Source organism: Sinorhizobium americanum (genome assembly GCF_001651855.1).
Lineage (GTDB): Bacteria > Pseudomonadota > Alphaproteobacteria > Rhizobiales > Rhizobiaceae > Sinorhizobium > Sinorhizobium americanum.
In genome coordinates this window covers 1-19,767 of the sequence record NZ_LNQC01000063.1, presented here as the reverse complement: position 1 = coordinate 19,767, position 19,767 = coordinate 1, and the positions used below count along the sequence as shown (strand labels likewise).

The window sequence follows — 19,767 nt, the reverse complement described above, 5'->3', positions numbered from 1 at the left end:
CATGTCCTGGCATAAACCAAAATTCATCGAAGTTAGCTGCGCTATGGAAATCACCCGCTATGCGCCCGCGGACGGGGACGAACCGATCCTCTTCTAAGGCTCAACCGCGCGACGTTCGGCTCACAACTCATTAGGTATCCCGGTGAACGAAAAGCCCGAACTTCGTGTCATCGTTCTGGGGGCCGCCGCCGGCGGCGGTCTCCCGCAATGGAATTGCGGTTGTCTGAACTGTGCAATGGCACGGGACCCGGACTCCTCGCTCCGGCCGCAGACCCAATCGTCGCTTGCGGTCAGTCTCGATGGGGAGGCCTGGGCTGTCTTCAATGCCTCCCCGGACATTCGCCAGCAAATCCAGGACAATCGCCCCCTGCAACCGCGCCGACTGCGCCACTCACCCATCAAAAGCGTAGTGCTGACCAATGGTGACATTGATCATCTCTCGGGCCTTCTCGTGTTACGGGAAAAACAGGCCTTGGCCGTTTTCACCACCGCCGCCGTCAGCCAGATCCTTGCCGACAATCCCGTCTTCGCCGTTCTCGATCCCGAACTGGTTTCACGGAGGAGCGTCGCGATCGACGAGCCGTTCGCCCCGCTTCAGGGACTCGAGGCGCGTCTCTTCGCGGTCCCGGGCAAGGTTCCGCTCTTTCTCGAAAACGGCGAACCGGAGCTTGACGTCGAGAGCGAGAACACTGTCGGAATAGAGCTGCGCGTCGGCTCCAAGCGCGTTTTCTATGTTCCTGGGTGTGGCATGCTGAGCGACGCCCTTGGCACGCGCCTCAGAGGTGCCGACGCCTTGTTCTTCGACGGCACCCTCTTTACCGATGACGAAATGATCGCCAGCGGCACGGGACACAAAACGGGCCGGCGCATGGGACACATGCCGATTGATGGCAAAGGCGGCAGCCTCGTTACGCTGGGCGCCCTCGGCATCCGGCGAAAGATCTATGTGCACATCAACAACACGAACCCGATCTGGCGGGCCGGAGCCGAGCGCGAGTGCGTCGAAGGCCGCGGCTTCGAAGTCGGCTTCGACGGCATGGAGATCCGGCTGTGATGACGGCAACCGACAAGCAAGCTTTTCATGCCAGGCTTCTGGAAATCGGCAAGGAGCGCTATCACGACAAGCATCCCTTTCATGCGATGCTCCATGGCGGCCGCTGTACGATCTCGCAGGTCCGCGCCTGGGTGATCAACCGCTACTATTACCAGAGCCGGATCCCGATGAAGGACGCCGCCTTCCTGTCGCGCTGCGACGATCCCGACCTGCGCCGGGCCTGGCGCTCGCGGATCGAAGACCATGACGGCGGCACCGAGGAGGGCGGCGGCATCCGCCGCTGGCTGCGCCTTGCCGAGGCCGTCGGGCTCGATCCCGACTACGTCGCCTCGACACGCGGCGTTCTGCCTTCGACCCGCTTTGCCGTGGACGCCTACGTGGCGTTCGTGCGTGAGAGGCCGCTCCTCGAGGCCGTCGCATCCTCTCTTACCGAACTTTTTGCGCCGAAAATTCATTCGGAACGCATTGCCGGGCTTCTGGAGCACTATACGTTCGCCGACGAGGCGGCGCTTGCCTACTTCCGCCAGAGGCTGAACGAGGCGCCGAGCGATGTCGAATTCGGTCTCGCCTACGTCCTCGATCACGCCGACACGAGAGAAAAGCAGGATGCCGGCGCCGCGGCGCTCACCTTCAAGACGGATGTCCTGTGGTCCCAGCTTGATGCGCTTTATTCAGCCTATGTGACCCCCGGGCGTGTTCCACCTGGAGCCTGGGACGGCCGGGAGGGGGTAGTCCGTGAACCGGTCGCGAGGGAGGCCGCGGAATGACCGTCGAAGCGCCCGTGATTTCCGGCTCAAGCGTCGTCAAACTGGCACGTGGGGTCCGGCTGCGCGAGGATTCGGTTCGCGGTCGAACGGTCCTGCTGGCGCCGGAACGCGCCATGGCGTTGGACGACATCGCTGTCGCAATTGTCGGTGCCCTTGATGGCAATCGGAGCCTCGACCAGATCGCTGCCGACTTTGCCGAAACGTTCGAAGCGCCGGTCGGCGAGATCGCCGCCGACGTCATGGCTTTCGTCCAGGAGCTTTCCATTCGCCGCATGCTGGAGGTCATCGAATGACGGAGACCCTCACCTTGGCTGCCGATACGGGCAGGGATTCGCGTGTACCGCCGCCGATGGCGATGCTCGCGGAACTGACCCATCGCTGTCCGCTCGCCTGTCCCTATTGCTCCAATCCGATCGCCTTGATGCCGGCGAAAGAGGAGCTTTCGACCAAGGAATGGATCGGCGTCTTCGAGCAGGCCGCCGATCTTGGTGTCCTGCATCTGCACCTGTCGGGCGGGGAGCCGGCGGCGCGGCGGGATTTGGTCGAGTTGACGCAGGCGGCCGCTTCGCTCGGCCTTTATACCAACCTGATCACGTCGGGTGTTGGGTTGACGGCAGCCAGGATCGAGGGCCTGGCCGATGCGGGGCTTGATCACATCCAGCTCTCCATCCAGGGCGTTTCCCCCGAAAGCGCCGACCGGATCAGCGGATATGGAGGCAGCTACGAGCGGAAGATCGCCGTTGCCGGCTGGGTTGCGGATGCCGGGATTCCGCTGACCGTCAATGCCGTCTGCCACCGGCAGAACATGGGTGAGCTCGACGAAATGATCGAGCTGGCGATCCGGCTGAAGGCGCGTCGTATCGAAGTCGCAACCGTGCAATTTCACGGCTGGGCCGAGCGCAACAAGGGGGCGTTGCTGCCGACGCGCGAACAGGCTGACCGTGCCTCGCAAACCGTGGCAGAGGCGCGCGAAAAATATCAGGGGATACTGGTGATCGACTATGTGCCGGCCGATTATCACTCCACTTACCCGAAGGCGTGCATGGGCGGCTGGGGACGGGTCGGCCTGAACGTCACGCCGTCAGGCCGCGTGCTTCCGTGCCATGCGGCCGAAACGATCCCGAGCCTGTCTTTCGACACCGTCCGCGCGGGCTCGCTCGCGAAGATCTGGTACGAGAGCGAGGCCTTCAACGCCTATCGCGGTGAAGACTGGATGCCGGAGCTCTGCCGGGCCTGCGAGCGCAAGACGATCGATTTCGGCGGCTGCCGCTGCCAGGCGATGGCGCTTGCCGGAGATTCGAGCGCGACGGATCCGGTTTGTATCCGATCGCCGCTGCGCGAGCGCCTGACGCGCAAAGCGGACCAGCTGTCGGCAGAGTCATCGGCCGCTCTGATCTACCGTGGCCGGTGAAGTTCACTCAAGTCCGGGATATCCACCGAATTGAAGATTCGAACCCGAGGATTTTAATCTCGTCGCCGGCACCGTAGGATTAGTCAGGGACAAAGGCCGCTTTCGGCGGTATCTGCAGTCCCGGGCAGCCTGAATGTGCTGCTGATATGTACCGGCGCCATGTCAAAGCTGACTTGAGATGCGGCGCCGCGGTCTCGCTCCATAATTCCAAGTCGATGGATAGACTGGGTCCATGTAGGATGCCGCGGGCAAAGCCAGCTCACGGGCCGTCTCCAGTTGCGGCTCCGTGAGGCTTGCGTTCCTGTTCCGAAGCGGCCAGACCCGTGAGGACGAAATCCTTGAACTCCTGGACATGCGGTTTGTCCAGAGATGCCTGATTCACCTTCATATAGTATCCGCGATCCACGTGAAGGGGCGCATCGAACAAAGCACAGAGTGCGCCGTCGTCCATCAGCGATCTGACGAGGTGGTGCCATCCCAGAACGATCCCTTCTCCTCTGACTGCCGCGTTCACAAGAAGCGGGTAATTGTTGCTGATCATGCTGGGCGACAGGTGCGGCAGGTCGAGACCGCTCGCCCGGAACCAATCGTCCCAGGTGATTGGGTGCCAGCCGATGGCATCTGCGGTCCAATGCTTCCGATGCAGGTCCAACAGATCCGCCTGTACCAGGCTTTGGGCATCCGGAAACGGGCCGTGCTGATTGAGATAATCGCGGCTGCATACCGGCTGGACGATTTCTGAGAAGAGATAATAGAGACTTTCCCCCACCTCGCAGCGTTCGTTGCCACAAATCACGGAAAGATCGACCTCGTCGAAATTCCTCAATGTGTCGTCCTCGTCCGAGGCCAGAAGAACGAACCTGACGTCGGGCCGTTCGGAACGGAACCTGTCCACGAGGGGTTTCAGCCAGCAGGCGATCGCCGCGTTGGTGCCCGAACAGGTGATGAGCGGAGGGTCAGACGGAGCATTGATATCGTTGATCGCGTCGCAGATTATATCCAGCCCACCACTGACGGCGGTTAAGAGCCGCTGGCCATCAAGCGTCAGCTCGAGGCTGTTGTGCTTGCGGATGAACAAGGTAACACCCAGCGATTTCTCGAGGCCGCGGATCTGCTGGCTGATGGCAGCCTGCGTCACGTTGAGTTCGTTCTCGGCGAGCGTAAAGCTCAAATGCTTCGCCGCGACTTCGAACGTGGCGAATGAACCGAGGGAGGGAAGATAACGGCGTTTGAGCAGCATCCAACATCATCGCCTAAGGGAACATCGATTACACAGTCGCACAAATGGCGCTGTAACACTCGAACCACAATGTGATTCTTCCAGAGGCGCAACTGACCGCTTGCGCCGCATCGGGCCAGACGATCAGGGCCATTCATCATGCAAGTGCAGGTGGCTAATCTCGGCCTTCTGAACCCTCCTGTCTGAGAGTGAGGTCCGGCACCGTTTCTCTCAGACAGAAGGCACTCGCAGGAGTGCGGGGGGTAGCGGATTCGTTCAACCCCGGATTTATACGGTTTTGATTAAATCCGCCCGGCTAATGCACGCGACGCGCATTAGTGGGAATACCCGGCGGCCGTTTCGCTGAGGCTCTTGCCTTTGGTTTCGGGGGCCAGCCATTGTGACAAGGCGGCTCCGAGGGCCGCGATCCCGGCGGCGATCAGCATGGACGCCGAGGCGCCGAGATTGGTCATGGACCACGGCAGCAGGAATGTGCCGAGGCCGGCGCCGACCCGGCTGACGGCGGCCGCGAAGCCCGTCCCAACCCCGCGGATCTCGGTCGGGAAGACCTCGCCCGGGTAGATGCTGGTCAACACATTGTACCCCGCGTTGACGAAGGAGAAGGCGAGGAACAAGGCGAGCACGACCACCGGCGGCGCGTCGGCCCAGAGGCCGATGATCGCGAGGAGCACGGTGGCGAGCCACTGCGGCTGTACGGTCAGGACGCGGCGGCCGACCTTGTCGATCAACAGGACCGTGACCACAACGCCAGCCAAGGCGACGGCGGAGAGCCCGACCCCGCCGGCGAGCCCACCACCGAGGCCGTATTGCTTCAACACGCTGTCGGCGAAGGTGGCGATCGCGAAGTAGGGGGTGACGGCGCAGAACCAGAACATCGACACGAACAGCGTGGCCCGCCAGTACCGCGGCGAGAACAGCATGCCGAAGCTGCCCTTGCAGGTGTCTTCGTGCTCCAGGTCGGCCATGTCGGTGCTGCTCTCCAGATACCGGTAAGCGACGGCGCGGGCTTCGCTCCTCCGGCCCTGGTTCCACAGCCAGCGCGGCGACTCGGGCATGCCGAGCCGGGCGATGAACAAGGCCGCCGCGATCAAGGTGCTTGTGCCGAGGATGGCCCGCCAGCCGAGGTCAGTCCACTCGGTCAGCACGTGGCCGACGACGAAGGCGATCATGAAGCCGGCGTACCAGGCGATGATGGTCAGGCCCATGAGCCGTCCACGCAGCCGGGCAGGGGCGAATTCAGACATCAGTGGCCAGCCGACAGAATATTCGGCGCCGATCGCAACACCCATCAACAGGCGAACCACGAACAGCTGCATGGGTGAGTCGATGAAGAACTGCATGAAGCCGACGAACAACTGCATGACGGAAGAGACCACGAACAGGCCCATGTCCAGCATGAACAGCGGCTTGCGGCCCCATTTGTCGGCGGCCCAGCCCCCAAGCGGCGAGCCGATCAGGATGCCGAACAGCGCGCCCGCGGCGATCAGGCCCTCCCAGAACGCCGAAACGCCCAGATCGGCGGCCATTTCGCCGGACACCGGGCCGACGATCCCGAGGATATAGCCGTCCAGAAGCATGCCGCCGGTAAGGACGGCGATCATCCTCATCATGAAGCGTCTTTTGAACGCCGCGGATGTCTCCTCCCCGACGGCTGGGCCTGAAGCGGCCGCTTCCCTCTCTAGTAGCATGATCTCCTCCATTGCTGACGATGCACATTTTCCTGTTTCTGCGGCTTGTATTCGGGAGGCGGGATGTCGCACTGGCCGGCCCCGTGGTCGTTACGAGGCTCCTTCCAAACGGCTCGACGGCATTTCGGGAAGTCTCCGGACGAACCCGCGTGACGGCGCAGTCGTTTATTGTCACCGCTGCGAGCATTGCCGCGACAAATCAACCAATCGCGAGGATCGGATTGAGACTGTAAAGAGGCTCACAGCGCCGGTGCTGCGTACTTCCCGCGCTTTGTGGTTGGCGTTGCGCGTGCAACGCTGATGGCGAAGCCCGCCGCTATGCGGTGTTCGATCATTTGAAGCTCCTCCCGAGTGGTGGAATTCCTGATCAATGGCAGGTCCGACCACACTGCATTGTGCGTATTCGGGGTTGCGTTCGGCAAACGAGGATCTTCATGGGCGCGGCATAAGGCGCGCCTTATTCTGTCGAGTTCTTTCGGGGAGTGCGCAACCGAAGGATGTCCCCACCGTCACTGGGGCCGACGGTCATCGGGAGGGTCGAATTACGCCGAGGATGACGAATCCGAGGAAGCGGCGAGGAGCTACATGGGGCAGCGGGTCGCCATTCTACCGGATCAGGAGGGCATCGGAAACAGTCGCCGTCTCGCGAGGAATTCGGCGCCGCGAGAATCGCAGGCCATGCGGACACGATCATCCTTCGGCGTCATCGAACGCGCCCAGACGGAATTCGCTTCGATGCGTAAGGATCAGGCGCCTGCAGCAAGCGTTGCGAGCGCCCGCTGCCGGTCGAGCGATCCGATTTGTCTTCCGCCCGGATCGACCACGGCCAGTGGCCCTGTAGCGGTGACGAGTTCTGGCGCGATCTCGGAAATCGTGGCATCCGCCTTCACCGCCGCCGTAACGCCTCCACCTCCGAAGGGACCCATCAGGGAGGATACCCGCACCACCCGCGCCGGCGATACCTTGGCAACGAAGCGGCGGACATAGTCCGTCGCCGGCCGGGTCACCAGTTCTTCCGGCGTGCCGATCTGAACGATCCGCCCCCCCTCCATGATGGCGATCCGGTCGGCGATGCGGATGGCTTCGTCCAGGTCGTGGGTCACAAAGACCACCGTGCGCGTATGGGTTTTTTGGAGCCGCAGCACCTCGGCCTGAAGATCGGCGCGGATCAGCGGATCGAGCGCCGAAAACGGCTCATCGAGGAACCAAAACTCCGGATTGGTGGTCAGCGATCGGGCAATGCCGACCCGCTGCTGTTGGCCGCCGGAGAGCTCCGCCGGAAACCGGCCCTCCCGGCCCTTCAAGCCCACGGTTTCGATCAGTTCCAGCGCGCGCGCCTCGGCCTCGGCCCGGGGCGTTCCCTGAACTTCGAGCGGGAAGGCGACATTGCCGAGCACCGTTCGGTTGGGCAACAGCGCAAAATGCTGGAACACCATCCCCATGCGGCGGCGGCGAAGCTCGACCAGCGGCTTGTCACCGAGCTTCAGAATATCCGCGCCATCATAGCGGACTTCGCCTGCCGTCGGCTCGATCAGGCGGGTAAGACAGCGAAGGAGCGTGGATTTCCCCGAGCCGGAGAGCCCCATGATGACGAACACTTCACCGCGACCGATCCGGAAGGTCGCATCCTGCACGGCGCCGACAAGCTTGGCGGAAGCAAGCGCCTCGGGGGTACGCGCCGAGGCCGGAAGCTGGCCGAAAGCGCCGGCACCGTGCCCGAATACTTTCCAGACACCCTTCGCTTCGAGCGCAACGGGCCTGGCTTCTACAGCCTTGCTTGGAGAGATAAGATGGGCTTCAGACATGGACAGCTCCTTCATGCCTGGCGGCGCGGGCGGCGCCGGATTTCAGCAATGCATCAGCGACGAGCGCGATACAGGCAACACAGAGGCCCGCGACGATTCCAGGACCTGTTTCACCGCGGGCGAGCGAGGTATAGACCTCCTGCCCGAGCTCGCGCGTGCCCACCAGGGCGGCAATGACCAGCATCGACAACGCCATCATCACCGTCTGGTTGATGCCGAGGATCAGCGTCGGCAGGGACGAGGGCAGGCGCACGAAACGAAAAGTCTGCCATGGCGTGCAGCCGGACATGATTCCCGCTTCGATGCGCTCCGAAGGAACGTGCGCCATGCCCGCCATGCCGTAACGAACAGCTGGCGCAATAGCATAGGATACAATGGCAATCAGGGCCGAGAAATCGCCGTTGCGGAACAGCATGACCGCCGGCAGGAGATAGACCAGCGTCGGCAGGGTCTGCAGCGTATCAAGGACCAGTTGCACCGGCTGGTGCAGCCTGGGATGCGCGGAGACCCAGATCCCGAAGGGCAGGCCAATGGCCAGCGCGAGCGCGACCGACAGGACCGTGAGGTAGACCGAAGACATTGCGGCTTCCCAATAGCCGGTCACCACGATGAAGAGCATCAACAGCGCGACACTGAACGCGGTGCGCAGACCTCCCAGCGCGTAGCCGGCCAGCGCCACAAGGAGCACGACGGCGCTCCAGGGCGCGGCGAGAAGCAGATCACGGAACGGGTTCATCACGCCGAGCAGCGTGGCGGTGCGGATCGCCTCCAGCGGGCCATAGAAATTCTGGTTGATGAAGCTCACCGCACCATTCCAGAACGGCGCCGTCGTCAGCGTCCATCCGTCGGGCCAGGTTGCGAACGCAGGCACCGCAAGACTGGCGGCCGTCGGCACCAGCAGCAGCAGCACGGCGATGGCCGTGTCGCGTCGCTTCCAGAGCCCTCGACGCCCGGTCGACTGATTGTGCGCCGCGACCTGCGTCAGCCGGTCAAGCACGACGGCGAGGGCGACAATTCCCATGCCCGCCTCGAAGCCCGCTCCGAAATCAAGCCGACGCAGCGCCCGCAGCACGTCGTAGCCGAGTCCGCCCGCACCGATCATGGAAGCGATGATCACCATGTTCAGCGTCATCATCACCACCTGGTTCAAGCCGATGGCGAGGCGCGGCGTCGCGACCGGCAGCTCGACTTTCAAGAGCGTCTGCGCCCGGCTGCAGCCCGTCATCCGTGCGAGTTCCAGCGTTTCAGCCGGCACCGAGCGCAACGCCAGCACCGTCGCGTGCACCATCGGCGGCAGTGCATAGACCACCGTCGCAAACAGCGCCGCACTCGGTCCGTATCCGAACAGCAGCAGCGTTGGCAGAAGATAGGAAAAGACGGGCACGGTCTGCATGATGTTCATGACCGCGCGCAATACGGCTTCTGCGCCGGGCGAACGATAGGCCCAGATGCCCATCGCAAGCCCCAGCGCAAGTGCGGTGATCACGCAAAGCACGACGGAGGCGAGCGTCGTCATGGCCGAAAGCCAGAGACCGAAGAAGACAAGGTAAGCGCCCGCCAACAAAGTCAGCAGCGCCAGGCCGCGTCCGGAGAGGCGCAGCGCCAAAAGCGAAGTCGCCAGGATCACGCCGAGCCAGCTCAATGGCGGCGCGATGTGCATCTTGTTGAACCCTGCACCCGTCACCCAGCCTTCAGCGAGCAGCACCTTCAGCCAATCGATCGGCATTTCGGCCGCCGTCGCCAGCGCACGGGTGATGTCGGCGACTTTCACACCGCCGATGGTCGCTTCGCGTGCGAACCAATTCAGCCCACCGCCAACCCAGTCGGCCAGAGGCACAACTGCCCAGTCGGGCAGATGCGCCAGAGGCCCCTGGATGAAGAGTGTTGCCGCAAGAATGGCAAGAGGCAGAACCGCATGGGCCCAATTGCGCCTCCATGCTGCCACGCCGTCCGGCCGTGCGAGGATATCTGCCATCTCGTCCTCCGGCATGCGGGCCGGGTTCAACCGGCCCGCGTCACCATCCTCACTTTTGCGCGCAGGCTGCCCAGGACCGCCACTTGGCTTCGTTCTTCTTCGCCCACTCCATGGCAACCTCCTCGACCGGGCGTGCCTTGACGTCGACTTCGTAGACCAGCTCGCCGACTTCCTTGCCGTCCATGGTGAACTTGCGCACGATGTCGTAGGCGCAGGGCCAGACCTTCTCGCCTTCGGCCCAGGCCATTTTCTTGATCCAGCCTTCCGGCTTGCCGCAGTCGTAAGCTGCCGTCTTGTTCTCGCCCCAGGACGGATCGCTATAGCAGGCCGCCTCATAGGGAGGGAATTTGATGAAGGAACCGGCATAGACCGTCGGCGCCCAGTGCGGCTCGTATATCCACAGCAGGATCGGCGCCTTGCGTTCGTAAGCCGATTGAAGCTCCGCAAACATCGCCGCATCGGTACCGGCGTGGACGACTTCGAAGGGAAGGTCCAGCGCTTTCACTCTCTCTTCGTCATGACCACCCCAGCTGACGGGACCGCTCAGATAGCGCCCTTTGGGCGCGGTTTCCGGCGCAGCAAAGGCCGCGGCGCAATCCTTGAGCGCCTTCCAGTCCGGCAGGCCGGGGCATTTCTCCTCCATATAAGCCGGATACCACCAGTCCTCTTTCGCATGCGGACCGAGTTCGCCCATGTCGAGCACCTTGCCGGTCGCAACCGAGGCGGTGAAGGCCTTGTCCTGCGTTGTCTGCCAGGTTTCCAGCGCGATCGTCAGGTCGCCCGACTCGAAGCCGGGATAGCGGGCGCTGTCGTCGGCGACCACCTTCTCGACGTTGTAGCCGTAGGTCGACAGGATGATGTTGAGAATCTCGGTGTCGATCAGCATCGAAGACCAGTCGGCGATCATCAACTTGATCGGCTGGTCAGATTCCGGCTCGAAGGCCATGGATGGTGACGCTGCGCCCAGCGTGAGCGCCAGCATGGCGGATGCAATAACTCGTTTCATGTCCGTTCCCTTCTTTTTGTTGGTGCTGCAGTTTCAGCCCTTGGCGTACCAGCCGTTGTCCACATAGAGGGCCAATCCGTTGACGAAGCTCGCCTCGTCTGACGCCAGCCACAGCGCCGCTGCGGCCACTTCGTCCGGCTCGCAGAGACGTCCCTGCACGCTATGCAGATCCGCCTCGTTCCACTTCTGGCCAAGCCCGTCGAGCTCATCGATTTCGCGCAGGCCATGGGCCGTCTTCACGAAACCCGGACACACGGCGTTGGCGCGGATGCCCCTGTCGCGGTACTCGATGGCAATGGAGCGGGCGAGCTGCAGAACGGCGCCCTTGGTCATGCAGTAGAGGCTCTCGAGGCCGAACCCCTTTTCGCCGCCGATCGAGGAGGTGATGACGATCGAACCGCCGCCGTTTTCGAGCATGTGCGAAACGACTTCGCGACAGACGACGAAGGAAGACCGAACGTTGATGTTCATGAGGCGCTCGTAATCGTCGTCGGTGCTTTCATGCAGCGGCTTGACGATGATCGTGCCTGCGTGGCTGAACAGCGTATCGACTGCGCCCCAGGTCTTGACGATGTTATCGAGCGAGGCGCGCACGGCCGCCGTGTCCGACGCGTCGGTCTCAAGAAACATGACCTCGCCGCCGGCTTTCTCGATTTCAGCCGCAGCATGCCGTCCTGCAGCCGCCTGGATATCAAGGATCGCAACTCTGGCGCCCGCTTCTGCGAACAGTTGCGCCGCAGCGCGACCGATTCCGTTCGCGCCGCCGGTGATGATCGCCGTCCGGCCCTCCAGTCGCCCCGCCACAACCAGCTTCTTTGCAATAGCGGACATCATGCTCCGGAACCTCCCCAATGGATCATTGGTATGAGGTTAATACCATTAGGCTCCGTGTCAAGCGCGTTGTTTTAGGTGCGGGTAAAATATCAGGCAGCGTTTCTGGTAATTCGACGGACGGTATCCCACAGAATCACGTGCAGATCCGCCATTGCCGCCTCTGAAGCGGCTGCATCCTCGCCCTCCAGCCCGTGGAGCAAGTCCTCGAAAGAATTCAGCGCGAGCGAGGCGGCACCGTCTGCCGGCGCCCTCTCGAAGGGAAGGAACAGCTCCGCGAGTCCGTCTTCGATGGCGCGCGAGAGTAGGGGGTTCTGCGTGGCGTTACCGAGAGCGAGCAAGAACAGCGCCTCGGCCTGCTTGCGCTGCGGCCCGTTGACGGCGGACCGCATCATGTCCGTCGCCTGGCGCATGCGCTTGAGATCGGCCATGCCGCGTCGAACTGCGGCCAGGCGCGCCGCTGCCAACTGGTTCACCGCCAGGAATTCGACCACACGCATGGTCGCCGCCGGGGCCCGAGCCATCCGGCGTCGCGCAAGCTGGCTGAGCCGGTCCTCGTCGGTCACGAAGGCGCCGCCCTGGGCACCTCTCCGAACCGTAATGTATTGATTGGTCTCCAGCACCCGCAGCGCTTCCCTCAGGGTCACGCGGCTGATCCCGAACCGGTCGGATAACTGCCGCTCGGCCGGCAGCCGCTCAGCCGGCAACAGCAGACCGGAATGGATCTGGCGCTGCAACAGATCGACGGCGAGCCCATGGGCCGCCTGGGGTTCGACTTGCCTCAGGCCCCAGAGCACCGGTCAAACCGCCGTGAACGTATTGTCGACGAAGAGTTCCGCTCCATTGACGAAGCTGGATGCGTCGGAGGCAAGGAACAGCGCGACTTCGGCGACCTCCTCGGGTTCGCAGATTCGACCCTGCATCGCATTCACATCGTTCTCCGAAGCAAAGACGCCGTAGCTGCGCAATTGTTCTATCTCGTGTTCGCCATGATGGGTGCGCACGAAACTGGGGCAGATCAGATTCGACCTGATTCCCTGGTCACGATACTCCACCGCCAACGCCCGTGCCAGTTGATGCATGGCCGATTTCGACGCGCAATAAAGCGCCTCCAGGTGAGTAGCGGCACGGACTCCGGTGGTCGAGGTGAAGATCAGCACGCCCTTTCCGCGCTCGAGCATTTCGGGCAGCACGAGGCGGCACATCAGAAATGCCGATTTGGCATTGTTGTCCATCAGCTCGTCCCATTCCTCGAGCGTGCACTCCAGGAAAGGTTTGACGATAATGATTCCGGCATGGTTGAACAGGATATCAACTTGCCCGAAAGCGTCACGGGCAGCCTGGTAGGCGGCCTCGGCATCTTCCGGTCGCGACACATCCGCGTGAACGAAGCGCACATCGAGATTGCGAGCGGCAAGTCTTGCAGTCAATTCCTCCGCCGCGTCAGCGTCACGATCCGCGATCATGACGCGCGCGCCTTCCTCTGCAAACAGGGTGGCGCTTGCCGCTCCAGCGCCCTTGGCGCCGCCGGTAATGAGCACTGACCTTCTTGGAAGTCGATTCATGGTATAAAATATAGACCAATATGGAGGGCCCGTCCAGCTCGCTCCGTCTGCATCCGGCCATCCTGGAGCTCGCGCTCAGCGCAAACGCCAGTCGTTCATCGCCTTCACCCGCAGATGGCAGCGACGGGTCCAAACCGGTGTTCAGGCTCCGGTGCCTAGCTCAGGTTTCACCGCTTGCCGAGTATCCCTATAGCCGCCAGCCGGCCGCCCTGGTAATGGCTGCCTTCGGCGGGCTGCTTTTCGCTCTGCTCGATCGCCTCGCGATAGGGCTCGCTTGTGTCCCGCGGCTTCCAACCGAGAAAATCGGCGTGGGCGTTCGACCACCAGGCGTCGCGGTTTGCCGAGACGCCGTAGAGCACCAGATGGCCGATCGTCGGGACCTCGATGAGCTTGCGGACGAGCGAGAGAAAATCGCGGGGGCTGAGCCAGGTGGAGAGCATGCGGCGGTCCTTCGGAGCTTCGAAGCAACTTCCGATCCGGAGGCAGGCTGTTTCGAGGCCGAACTTGTCGTAGTAGAACCGCGAAAGGTCCTCGCCGAAACATTTGCTGACGCCGTAGAGGCTGTCCGGCCGTCGTTCCGATTTGTGGTCGAGCGTTTCGCCGACGGCGTGGAAGCCGATCACGTGGTTGGTGCTCGCGAAGAGGATGCGCCTGACGCCCGCCTTTCGTGCCGCCTCGTAGAGATTGTAGGTGCCGAGGAAATTCCCCTGAAGCAGCGCGTCGAAGCTCGCTTCACCCGAGATCGCGCCGAGATGCAGGATCATGTCGCAGTCGCTGGCCAGGGCGTCGACCGCCTCGCGGTCGGCAAGGTCGCATTGCACCACTTCCTCGCCCCGCGCGGCGGGAGAGATATCGACGATGTCCGAGAGGCGCAGGATCTCCGCCGATCCTTTCAGCGGCTCGCGCAGATGATGCCCGAGGCGGCCGCCGGCGCCCGTTACCAGAAGTCGCTTGATCATCCGAATGCCTCAATGAATCTCTGGCTCAGGCAGCTTGTGGGGCGACTGCAAGAAGGTGAAGTCGCAGCCCTCCGGCGCCTGCTGGATGTTTTCGGCATGCATTTTCAGATAGCCGCGCGAATAGTCGCGCTCCGGCGGCTGCCATTCTGAGAGCCGGCGGTCGATCTCGGCCGCCTCGACCTCGAGCGTGATCGTCCGCTCGGCGACGTCGAGGGCGATCATGTCGCCGTTGCGAACCGCCGCCAGCGGCCCGCCGACAAAGGATTCCGGCGCCACGTGCAGGATGCAGGCGCCATAGCTGGTGCCGCTCATGCGGGCATCGGAGATCCTGACCATGTCGCGCACGCCCTGTTTCAAAAGTTTCTTCGGGATCGGCAGCATGCCCCATTCGGGCATGCCCGGTCCGCCGACCGGACCTGCATTGCGCAGGATCATCACCGTCTCGGCGGTGACGTCGAGGTCCTCGTCGTTCACCGCCCGCATCATGGCGTCGTAATCATCGAAGACGAGCGCCGGGCCACGGTGCTTGAGCAACTCCGGGTTGGCGGCCGCCGGCTTCATCACGCAGCCGTCGGGCGCGAGATTGCCCTTGAGGATCGCTGTGCCGCCGCGGCCGGCCACCGGGTTGTCGAGCGGCCGGATCACGTCGGGCAGGTGAACCTCGGCATGCTCGATTGCCGCGCCGAGCGTGCTGATGACATTGCGTTCCCGAAGGTTCAGCAGCGGCTCCAGCCGCTTCCAGAGCGCCAGAAGCCCTCCCGCGTAATAGAAGTCCTCCATCAGGAACGCGCCGGTCGGGCGGATGTTGCAGAGCACCGGCACCTTTGCCGACATGCGGTCGAAATCTTCGAGCGTCAGTTGGACGCCACACCGCCGCGCCATGGCGATCAGGTGGATCATCGCATTGGTCGAGCCGGCCATCGCCATGTGCACCGCCAGCGCATTTTCGAAGGCCTTGGCGGTCAGGATGTCGGAGGGCTTCAGATCCTCGAAGACCATTTCGACGATGCGGGCCCCGGAAAGTGCTGCCATGCGCGAATGGCCGGCATCCGAGGCGGGAATGGCGGAGGCTCCGGGAAGGCAGAGGCCGAGCGTATCGGCGAGCGCCGTCATGGTCGAGGCGGTTCCCATCGTCATGCAGGTGCCGTAGGAGCGGGCGATGCCGCGCTCCATTTCGTTCCATTGCGGCTCGGTGATCTGGCCGGCCTCCTTCTCGGCCCAGTATTTCCAGACATCCGAGCCGGAGCCGAGGTGCTGGCCGCGATAATTGCCGCGCAGCATCGGCCCGGCCGGCACGAAGATCGTCGGCAGGTCGACCTGGATCGCCCCCATGATCGTCGCCGGCGTGGTCTTGTCGCAGCCGGCAAGCAGCACGACGCCGTCGACCGGATGCGAACGGATGAGCTCCTCCACTTCCATGGCGAGGAAGTTGCGGTAGAGCATCGTCGTCGGCTTTACATAGGTCTCGGCGAGCGACATGGCCGGCAGCTCGACCGGGAAGCCGCCGGCCTGCCAGACGCCGCGCCTTACTTCCTCGGCGCGGGCGCGCAGATGCGCATGGCAGGGGTTGATGTCGCTCCAGGTGTTGATAATCGCGATGACAGGCTTGGCGGCGATTTCCTGCTGGTCGTAACCCATCTGGTAGAGACGCGAGCGATGCCCGAAGGAGCGCAGGTCCTTGGCGCCGAACCAGCGGAAGCTCCTAAGGTCTTCTGGGTGTTTGCGTTTGGTCATCCGCGACCTCCTTTGCATTCGCGATCCGCTCGGCTAAATTAGACCTGTCCAGAAAGATGACAGGCGAGACCAGGCACTTGAACGATGTATCGTTGAAACTGAAACCGGCGCGGCGCGAGCGCCTTGCCGACGTGCTTTACGGCCAGATCCTCGAGCAGATCACCAGCGGCCAACTGATCGAGGGCGCGAAGCTGCCCTCCGAGGCGCGTATCTGCAGCGACTTCCAGGTCTCCCGGCCGGTCGTCCGCGAGGCGCTGATGCGGCTGCAGGCGGACGGGCTGGTGGTGTCGCGCCAGGGGATCGGTACCTTCGTCAAGTCGCGGCCCTCCAACAGGCTGACGGATTTTGCCGCTTCGGCGGAGATCGCCAGCTATCTGAGGGCCTTCGAGCCGCGCCTGGCGCTCGAGACCGAATCCGCCGGCTTGGCGGCGATGCGCAGAACGAAAGCCCAGTTGAACCAGATCGGCGAGGCGCTTGCGGCGCTCGAGACTGCATTTCAGCGCGGCGAGACCGGCTGGGAGGAGGATTTCGCCTTCCACCTCGCCGTTGCCGCGGCGGCGGGAAACGAGCTTTTCCCTCGGTTGCTGCAGGACCTGCGCGATATCATGAGCGGTTCGATGCGCATGGCGCTCGGTCTCACGCGGCAGGGCTCGGAAGATAGGCGGCGGCGGGTTCTCGAGGAGCATCGCAAGATTTTCATTGCCATCTCCAGCCAGAACGCTGACCTGGCGCGCCTCCACATGCGCTATCATCTGACCGAGTCCCGCGCTCGCGTCACCGGGTCCTACGGCGATCTCTAGGGGTGGCGGGCAGCTGCCGTGATCGGTCGTGTGCGGCAGGCCAGAGGGGGGTGGGGCAGACGCCATCGCCAGTTGCTCGTCAGGCGCCCGCCGCCCGCCGCGCCGTGCCTTCGGCCGCCGCCTCGCTCCTGGCTTTCAGCTCACGCGCCGCCTTGCCGATCGCATCGAGCCGTTCGGCGCCGTCGAGATTGGTGAGGAAGTCGCCGATCGGTCCCGTTTCGCAGACACCGGCAAGCCGCACCGCCTCGTGCAGGACGCGGATCGGCGAATGGGCGTCGCGGAGATCCTCGAGTGGCAGGAAGGTTTCGCGGATGGCCCTTGCCTCGGCGAACCGACCCTCGCGCCCGGCCTTCAGGATTGCCGTCGACAAATGCGGGGCGACACAGACCGAGCCGGAGGTGAAGGCCGCCAGGCCCATTTCCATGTGGTCGATCGCCGGCCGCTCGCCGATGCCGCTGACGATGCGCTCGCCGGAGCCGACGGCGTCGAGGATGTCGGCGAGATATGGATCCTTCTTCGGCTCCGGACGCACCACCGCATATTTCAACGCCGTGATGGCGCCGTCGCGGAACAGGCGGGCGACGTCGGCAGCCTGCATGAAGCCGTCATTCTTGATATAGGCGATCAGCGGCCGCCCGCCGATCTCGGCAAGCCTGGCGAAGCCGGAGGCCAGCCCTGCCGGCGTTGCCGGAAAGGAGAGCGGCAGGACCATGGCCGTCGGAAAGGCGCGGTCTCGTAGGATGGCCGCCTGGTCGGCCGCCTTGCCGAAATCGGCGCCGATCGACGGAATCATCCAGCCGTCGGCCGGCGCGATCTCCTCGAGCATGTCGAGCAGCCGGCCGAAATCCATGACGCCGAAATTATAGAGATTGGCGTTGCCGCCATAGAGATATGTCGTCACGCCGCCCGAGCGCAGCCAGTCCACCTGCCGGCGATTTTCCGCCTTGCTCGGCACGCCCTGCGCGTCGCGCGCCAGAGGCGGCACCGAGAGGACGGAAGCGCCGAGGTCGGCGTCAGTGACGGGCGTCGTTTTCATGGAAATCTCCCTGGCCGTTTCCTGTATGTTTAATTTACAAGTTGAGCCGGGGCAAGAGCAATGTTAAAGAAAAAGAGGGAGAGGTAAATCTCATGAATTCCTTTAGATAGTCGGATCGGATGGCGTTCCGAAAAATGCCCGGTCTCAGAGTGTGGTGCAAAACATGTCTTTCGACTTGACATTTGAGTGCATGATGGACTTGCGCTGCGACGTGGCCGAGAGCCCGGTCTATGACGACCGCCGGAACTGCCTGTTCTTCGTCGATATCGGTCGCGGCACGCTTCACCGCGCCGATCTTTCCGGGGCCGATCACATCGAGTGGTCTTTGGAAGGCGGCGCCTGCAGCCTCGGGCTCGCATGGTCCGGTCGTCTCGTCCTGGCCCAGCGCGATCGGATCGTGCTGTTCGATCCGGAAAGCGGCGCGATCGTCCGGCAGATCGCCGCGATCGAAGCGGACAGGCCGGACACGCGCCTGAACGACAGCAAGGTGGGGCCGGACGGCGCCTTCTGGGTCGGCACCATGCATGAGGTCGCTGTCGACCGGCGGCCGATCGCCTCGCTTTATCGCGTGACGCCCACCGGCGCCGTCGAGCGCAAGATAGAAAATATCGTCTGCTCGAACGGGCTTGCATGGAGCGCCGATGGCACGGTCCTGTTCCACTCCGATTCGCGCGGTCCCTGGATCGACCGCTGGCGCTTCGATCCGGCGACCGGCGAACTTTCCGGCCGCAAGCGGCTGGCGGATCTCGACGAGGCGAGCGGACGCCCGGACGGCGCGGCGACCGATGTGGCGGGCAATTATTGGAGCGCTGGCGTCTCGGCCGGCGTCATCAATTGCTTTTCCCCGGAAGGCCGCCTGATCAAGGCGCATCCCTTTCCTGTGCCCGCGCCCACCATGCCCTGCTTCGCCGGCCCGGATCGCCAGACGCTTTTCGTCACCTCCCTGCGCCCGGCCGGCACGCTTAAGGAGAGCCGGGCGGGCGGCATTTTCGCCGCCCGCAGCCCGATGGCGGGAACCCCGGTCCATCGCTTCGATGATCGGCGGCTTTAAGGCTCGATCTCACGAACGCTCCTTGAGGGATCTCCACAACGCTTCCCGTACGAGCTTGATCAACTCGGAATGGACATCAGCGCGGGATCGTCCGTTGCCGTCGTCGCAAATCGGGTCGACCTCTCCGAACGACTTCAGCAGCGCGGCCGCACCTTGCTTGCACTCGGGCAGGAAGCTGAAATGGTCGGCCCCGGCGATGGTGGCGTAAGAGCCATTGGGCGACAGCGCTGCCAGCCCGGAGGCGATCACCGCCGCGGGGATCGTTCCGCCGCTGCCGAGATTGATGAAATTCATCGGGATGGCGATTTCGTTCAGGCTTTGCGCGTCATAGGCTTGCGCGAGACCCGGGTCGACCAGGACGGCGGATTTGATGCGCCGGTCGAGGTTCGATTGTTCGAAGCGCACCCGGTCGACCTTGCGCAAGTCGACCTTGTCGACCTCGACCGGTTTGTCGTCGACGTAGCCTCGTCGACCAGCATACCAGGCGCAATCCCACTTCTTGTAGGAATCGCAGTAGCGGGCGTAGGCTTCGAGGTTAGCCCGGGCGCCGGTGATCTCCATGGCGGCGGCGCCTCCGAGCGAAAAGCCGACAACGCCGATGCGGTCCTTGTCAATGGCGCCGCTCCAATGCGGGTCGGTCGTCAGCCTGTCGATCACGGCGGACAGATCATGTGTGCGCTCCCACAGCTTCGGCGTGTCGGCGGGGGTGGAGTCGCCGCTTGTCGTGCCGGGATGATTGGGACCGGCGACGATAAATCCGGCCTTAGCTAGTGCCCATCCATAAACGCCTGTTTTTCTGCGGTTTTGCAAGGTTGTTTGCCGGCTGACATCGTTTCTTGGGACGC

General features: G+C 63.4%; 19 protein-coding genes. 7 read left to right on the top strand and 12 right to left on the bottom strand.

Features of this window, described 5'->3' with window-relative positions; genetic code table 11:
• Position 1: 1 nt before the first annotated feature.
• The 5 genes from pqqA to pqqE are packed head-to-tail and all read left to right on the top strand — an operon-like array spanning position 2 to position 3,232.
• Positions 2 to 97, top strand: coding sequence for a pyrroloquinoline quinone precursor peptide PqqA (pqqA, locus tag ATC00_RS18510; protein ID WP_026187092.1), 96 nt, complete (start codon positions 2 to 4; stop codon positions 95 to 97).
• A 45-nt stretch (positions 98 to 142) separates the two neighbouring features.
• Entirely contained in the window at positions 143 to 1,054 is a 912-nt protein-coding gene (gene pqqB / locus ATC00_RS18505; protein WP_064253889.1) for a pyrroloquinoline quinone biosynthesis protein PqqB, read from the top strand.
• Complete coding sequence (pqqC, locus tag ATC00_RS18500; protein WP_064253888.1) at positions 1,051 to 1,821, top strand: pyrroloquinoline-quinone synthase PqqC; 771 nt, start codon at positions 1,051 to 1,053, stop codon at positions 1,819 to 1,821. Before pqqB ends, pqqC begins: the two co-directional genes overlap by 4 nt.
• Positions 1,818 to 2,114, top strand: a complete 297-nt coding sequence (pqqD, locus tag ATC00_RS18495) for a pyrroloquinoline quinone biosynthesis peptide chaperone PqqD (protein ID WP_037388106.1) — start codon at positions 1,818 to 1,820, stop codon at positions 2,112 to 2,114. Before pqqC ends, pqqD begins: the two co-directional genes overlap by 4 nt.
• Entirely contained in the window at positions 2,111 to 3,232 is a 1,122-nt protein-coding gene (gene pqqE / locus ATC00_RS18490) for a pyrroloquinoline quinone biosynthesis protein PqqE (protein ID WP_064253887.1), read from the top strand. The genes pqqD and pqqE overlap by 4 nt, the downstream gene beginning before the upstream one ends.
• Positions 3,233 to 3,491: 259 nt before the next feature.
• Here pqqE and ATC00_RS18485 read toward each other — a convergent pair whose 3' ends face one another.
• The 10 genes from ATC00_RS18485 to araD form a co-directional block, all read right to left on the bottom strand.
• Positions 3,492 to 4,472, bottom strand: coding sequence for a LysR substrate-binding domain-containing protein (locus ATC00_RS18485; RefSeq protein ID WP_064253886.1), 981 nt, complete (start codon positions 4,470 to 4,472; stop codon positions 3,492 to 3,494).
• A gap of 314 nt (positions 4,473 to 4,786) precedes the next feature.
• Entirely contained in the window at positions 4,787 to 6,082 is a 1,296-nt protein-coding gene (locus ATC00_RS18480; protein WP_199275551.1) for an MFS transporter, read from the bottom strand.
• Between the two features lie 824 nt (positions 6,083 to 6,906).
• Positions 6,907 to 7,965 carry a quaternary amine ABC transporter ATP-binding protein gene (locus ATC00_RS18475; protein ID WP_064253953.1) on the bottom strand — a complete coding sequence of 353 codons (1,059 nt, stop codon included), beginning with the start codon at positions 7,963 to 7,965 and terminating at the stop codon, positions 6,907 to 6,909.
• A complete protein-coding gene (locus tag ATC00_RS18470; protein WP_064253954.1) occupies positions 7,958 to 9,940 on the bottom strand; it encodes an ABC transporter permease in 1,983 nt (660 codons plus the stop codon). Before ATC00_RS18470 ends, ATC00_RS18475 begins: the two co-directional genes overlap by 8 nt.
• Before the next feature lie 49 nt (positions 9,941 to 9,989).
• On the bottom strand, positions 9,990 to 10,946 hold the full coding sequence (locus ATC00_RS18465; RefSeq protein ID WP_064253885.1) for an ABC transporter substrate-binding protein: 957 nt from the start codon (positions 10,944 to 10,946) through the stop codon (positions 9,990 to 9,992).
• A gap of 33 nt (positions 10,947 to 10,979) precedes the next feature.
• Entirely contained in the window at positions 10,980 to 11,750 is a 771-nt protein-coding gene (locus ATC00_RS18460; RefSeq protein WP_199275552.1) for an SDR family NAD(P)-dependent oxidoreductase, read from the bottom strand.
• A 119-nt stretch (positions 11,751 to 11,869) separates the two neighbouring features.
• A complete protein-coding gene (locus tag ATC00_RS18455) occupies positions 11,870 to 12,574 on the bottom strand; it encodes a FadR/GntR family transcriptional regulator (RefSeq protein WP_064253884.1) in 705 nt (234 codons plus the stop codon).
• Between the two features lie 3 nt (positions 12,575 to 12,577).
• Complete coding sequence (locus ATC00_RS18450) at positions 12,578 to 13,318, bottom strand: SDR family NAD(P)-dependent oxidoreductase (RefSeq protein WP_234782354.1); 741 nt, start codon at positions 13,316 to 13,318, stop codon at positions 12,578 to 12,580.
• Between the two features lie 191 nt (positions 13,319 to 13,509).
• Positions 13,510 to 14,301: an NAD-dependent epimerase/dehydratase family protein gene (locus ATC00_RS18445; protein WP_082912416.1), complete on the bottom strand. Its 792-nt coding sequence runs from the start codon at positions 14,299 to 14,301 to the stop codon at positions 13,510 to 13,512.
• Positions 14,302 to 14,310: 9 nt separating this feature from the next.
• Positions 14,311 to 16,035 carry an L-arabinonate dehydratase gene (araD, locus tag ATC00_RS18440; RefSeq protein WP_064253882.1) on the bottom strand — a complete coding sequence of 575 codons (1,725 nt, stop codon included), beginning with the start codon at positions 16,033 to 16,035 and terminating at the stop codon, positions 14,311 to 14,313.
• Between the two features lie 77 nt (positions 16,036 to 16,112).
• Here araD and ATC00_RS18435 point away from each other — a divergent pair, with 77 nt between their 5' ends.
• Entirely contained in the window at positions 16,113 to 16,835 is a 723-nt protein-coding gene (locus ATC00_RS18435) for a FadR/GntR family transcriptional regulator (RefSeq protein ID WP_064253881.1), read from the top strand.
• Positions 16,836 to 16,914: 79 nt separating this feature from the next.
• Here ATC00_RS18435 and ATC00_RS18430 read toward each other — a convergent pair whose 3' ends face one another.
• On the bottom strand, positions 16,915 to 17,871 hold the full coding sequence (locus tag ATC00_RS18430; protein ID WP_064253880.1) for a dihydrodipicolinate synthase family protein: 957 nt from the start codon (positions 17,869 to 17,871) through the stop codon (positions 16,915 to 16,917).
• Positions 17,872 to 18,034: 163 nt separating this feature from the next.
• On the opposite strand from ATC00_RS18430, the gene ATC00_RS18425 reads away from it, so the two are divergent.
• Positions 18,035 to 18,922 carry an SMP-30/gluconolactonase/LRE family protein gene (locus ATC00_RS18425; protein ID WP_064253879.1) on the top strand — a complete coding sequence of 296 codons (888 nt, stop codon included), beginning with the start codon at positions 18,035 to 18,037 and terminating at the stop codon, positions 18,920 to 18,922.
• Positions 18,923 to 18,931: 9 nt separating this feature from the next.
• On the opposite strand, the gene ATC00_RS18420 is transcribed toward ATC00_RS18425, so the two are convergent.
• A partial coding sequence (locus ATC00_RS18420) for an alpha/beta hydrolase family protein (protein ID WP_234782353.1) occupies positions 18,932 to 19,767 on the bottom strand: 836 nt, incomplete at its 5' end.

What these genes read in the sequence shown, in the direction of transcription:
- ATC00_RS18445 (WP_082912416.1), bottom strand. Translation starts at nt 14,301, where the DNA reads ATGATCAAGCGACTTCTGGTAACGGGCGCCGGCGGCCGCCTCGGGCAT.
- ATC00_RS18425 (WP_064253879.1), top strand. Translation starts at nt 18,035, where the DNA reads ATGTCTTTCGACTTGACATTTGAGTGCATGATGGACTTGCGCTGCGAC.
- pqqD (WP_037388106.1), top strand. Translation starts at nt 1,818, where the DNA reads ATGACCGTCGAAGCGCCCGTGATTTCCGGCTCAAGCGTCGTCAAACTG.
- pqqE (WP_064253887.1), top strand. Translation starts at nt 2,111, where the DNA reads ATGACGGAGACCCTCACCTTGGCTGCCGATACGGGCAGGGATTCGCGT.
- ATC00_RS18485 (WP_064253886.1), bottom strand. Translation starts at nt 4,472, where the DNA reads ATGCTGCTCAAACGCCGTTATCTTCCCTCCCTCGGTTCATTCGCCACG.
- ATC00_RS18465 (WP_064253885.1), bottom strand. Translation starts at nt 10,946, where the DNA reads ATGAAACGAGTTATTGCATCCGCCATGCTGGCGCTCACGCTGGGCGCA.
- ATC00_RS18475 (WP_064253953.1), bottom strand. Translation starts at nt 7,965, where the DNA reads ATGTCTGAAGCCCATCTTATCTCTCCAAGCAAGGCTGTAGAAGCCAGG.
- ATC00_RS18480 (WP_199275551.1), bottom strand. Translation starts at nt 6,082, where the DNA reads ATGATGAGGATGATCGCCGTCCTTACCGGCGGCATGCTTCTGGACGGC.
- araD (WP_064253882.1), bottom strand. Translation starts at nt 16,035, where the DNA reads ATGACCAAACGCAAACACCCAGAAGACCTTAGGAGCTTCCGCTGGTTC.
- ATC00_RS18430 (WP_064253880.1), bottom strand. Translation starts at nt 17,871, where the DNA reads ATGAAAACGACGCCCGTCACTGACGCCGACCTCGGCGCTTCCGTCCTC.
- ATC00_RS18470 (WP_064253954.1), bottom strand. Translation starts at nt 9,940, where the DNA reads ATGGCAGATATCCTCGCACGGCCGGACGGCGTGGCAGCATGGAGGCGC.
- pqqA (WP_026187092.1), top strand. Translation starts at nt 2, where the DNA reads ATGTCCTGGCATAAACCAAAATTCATCGAAGTTAGCTGCGCTATGGAA.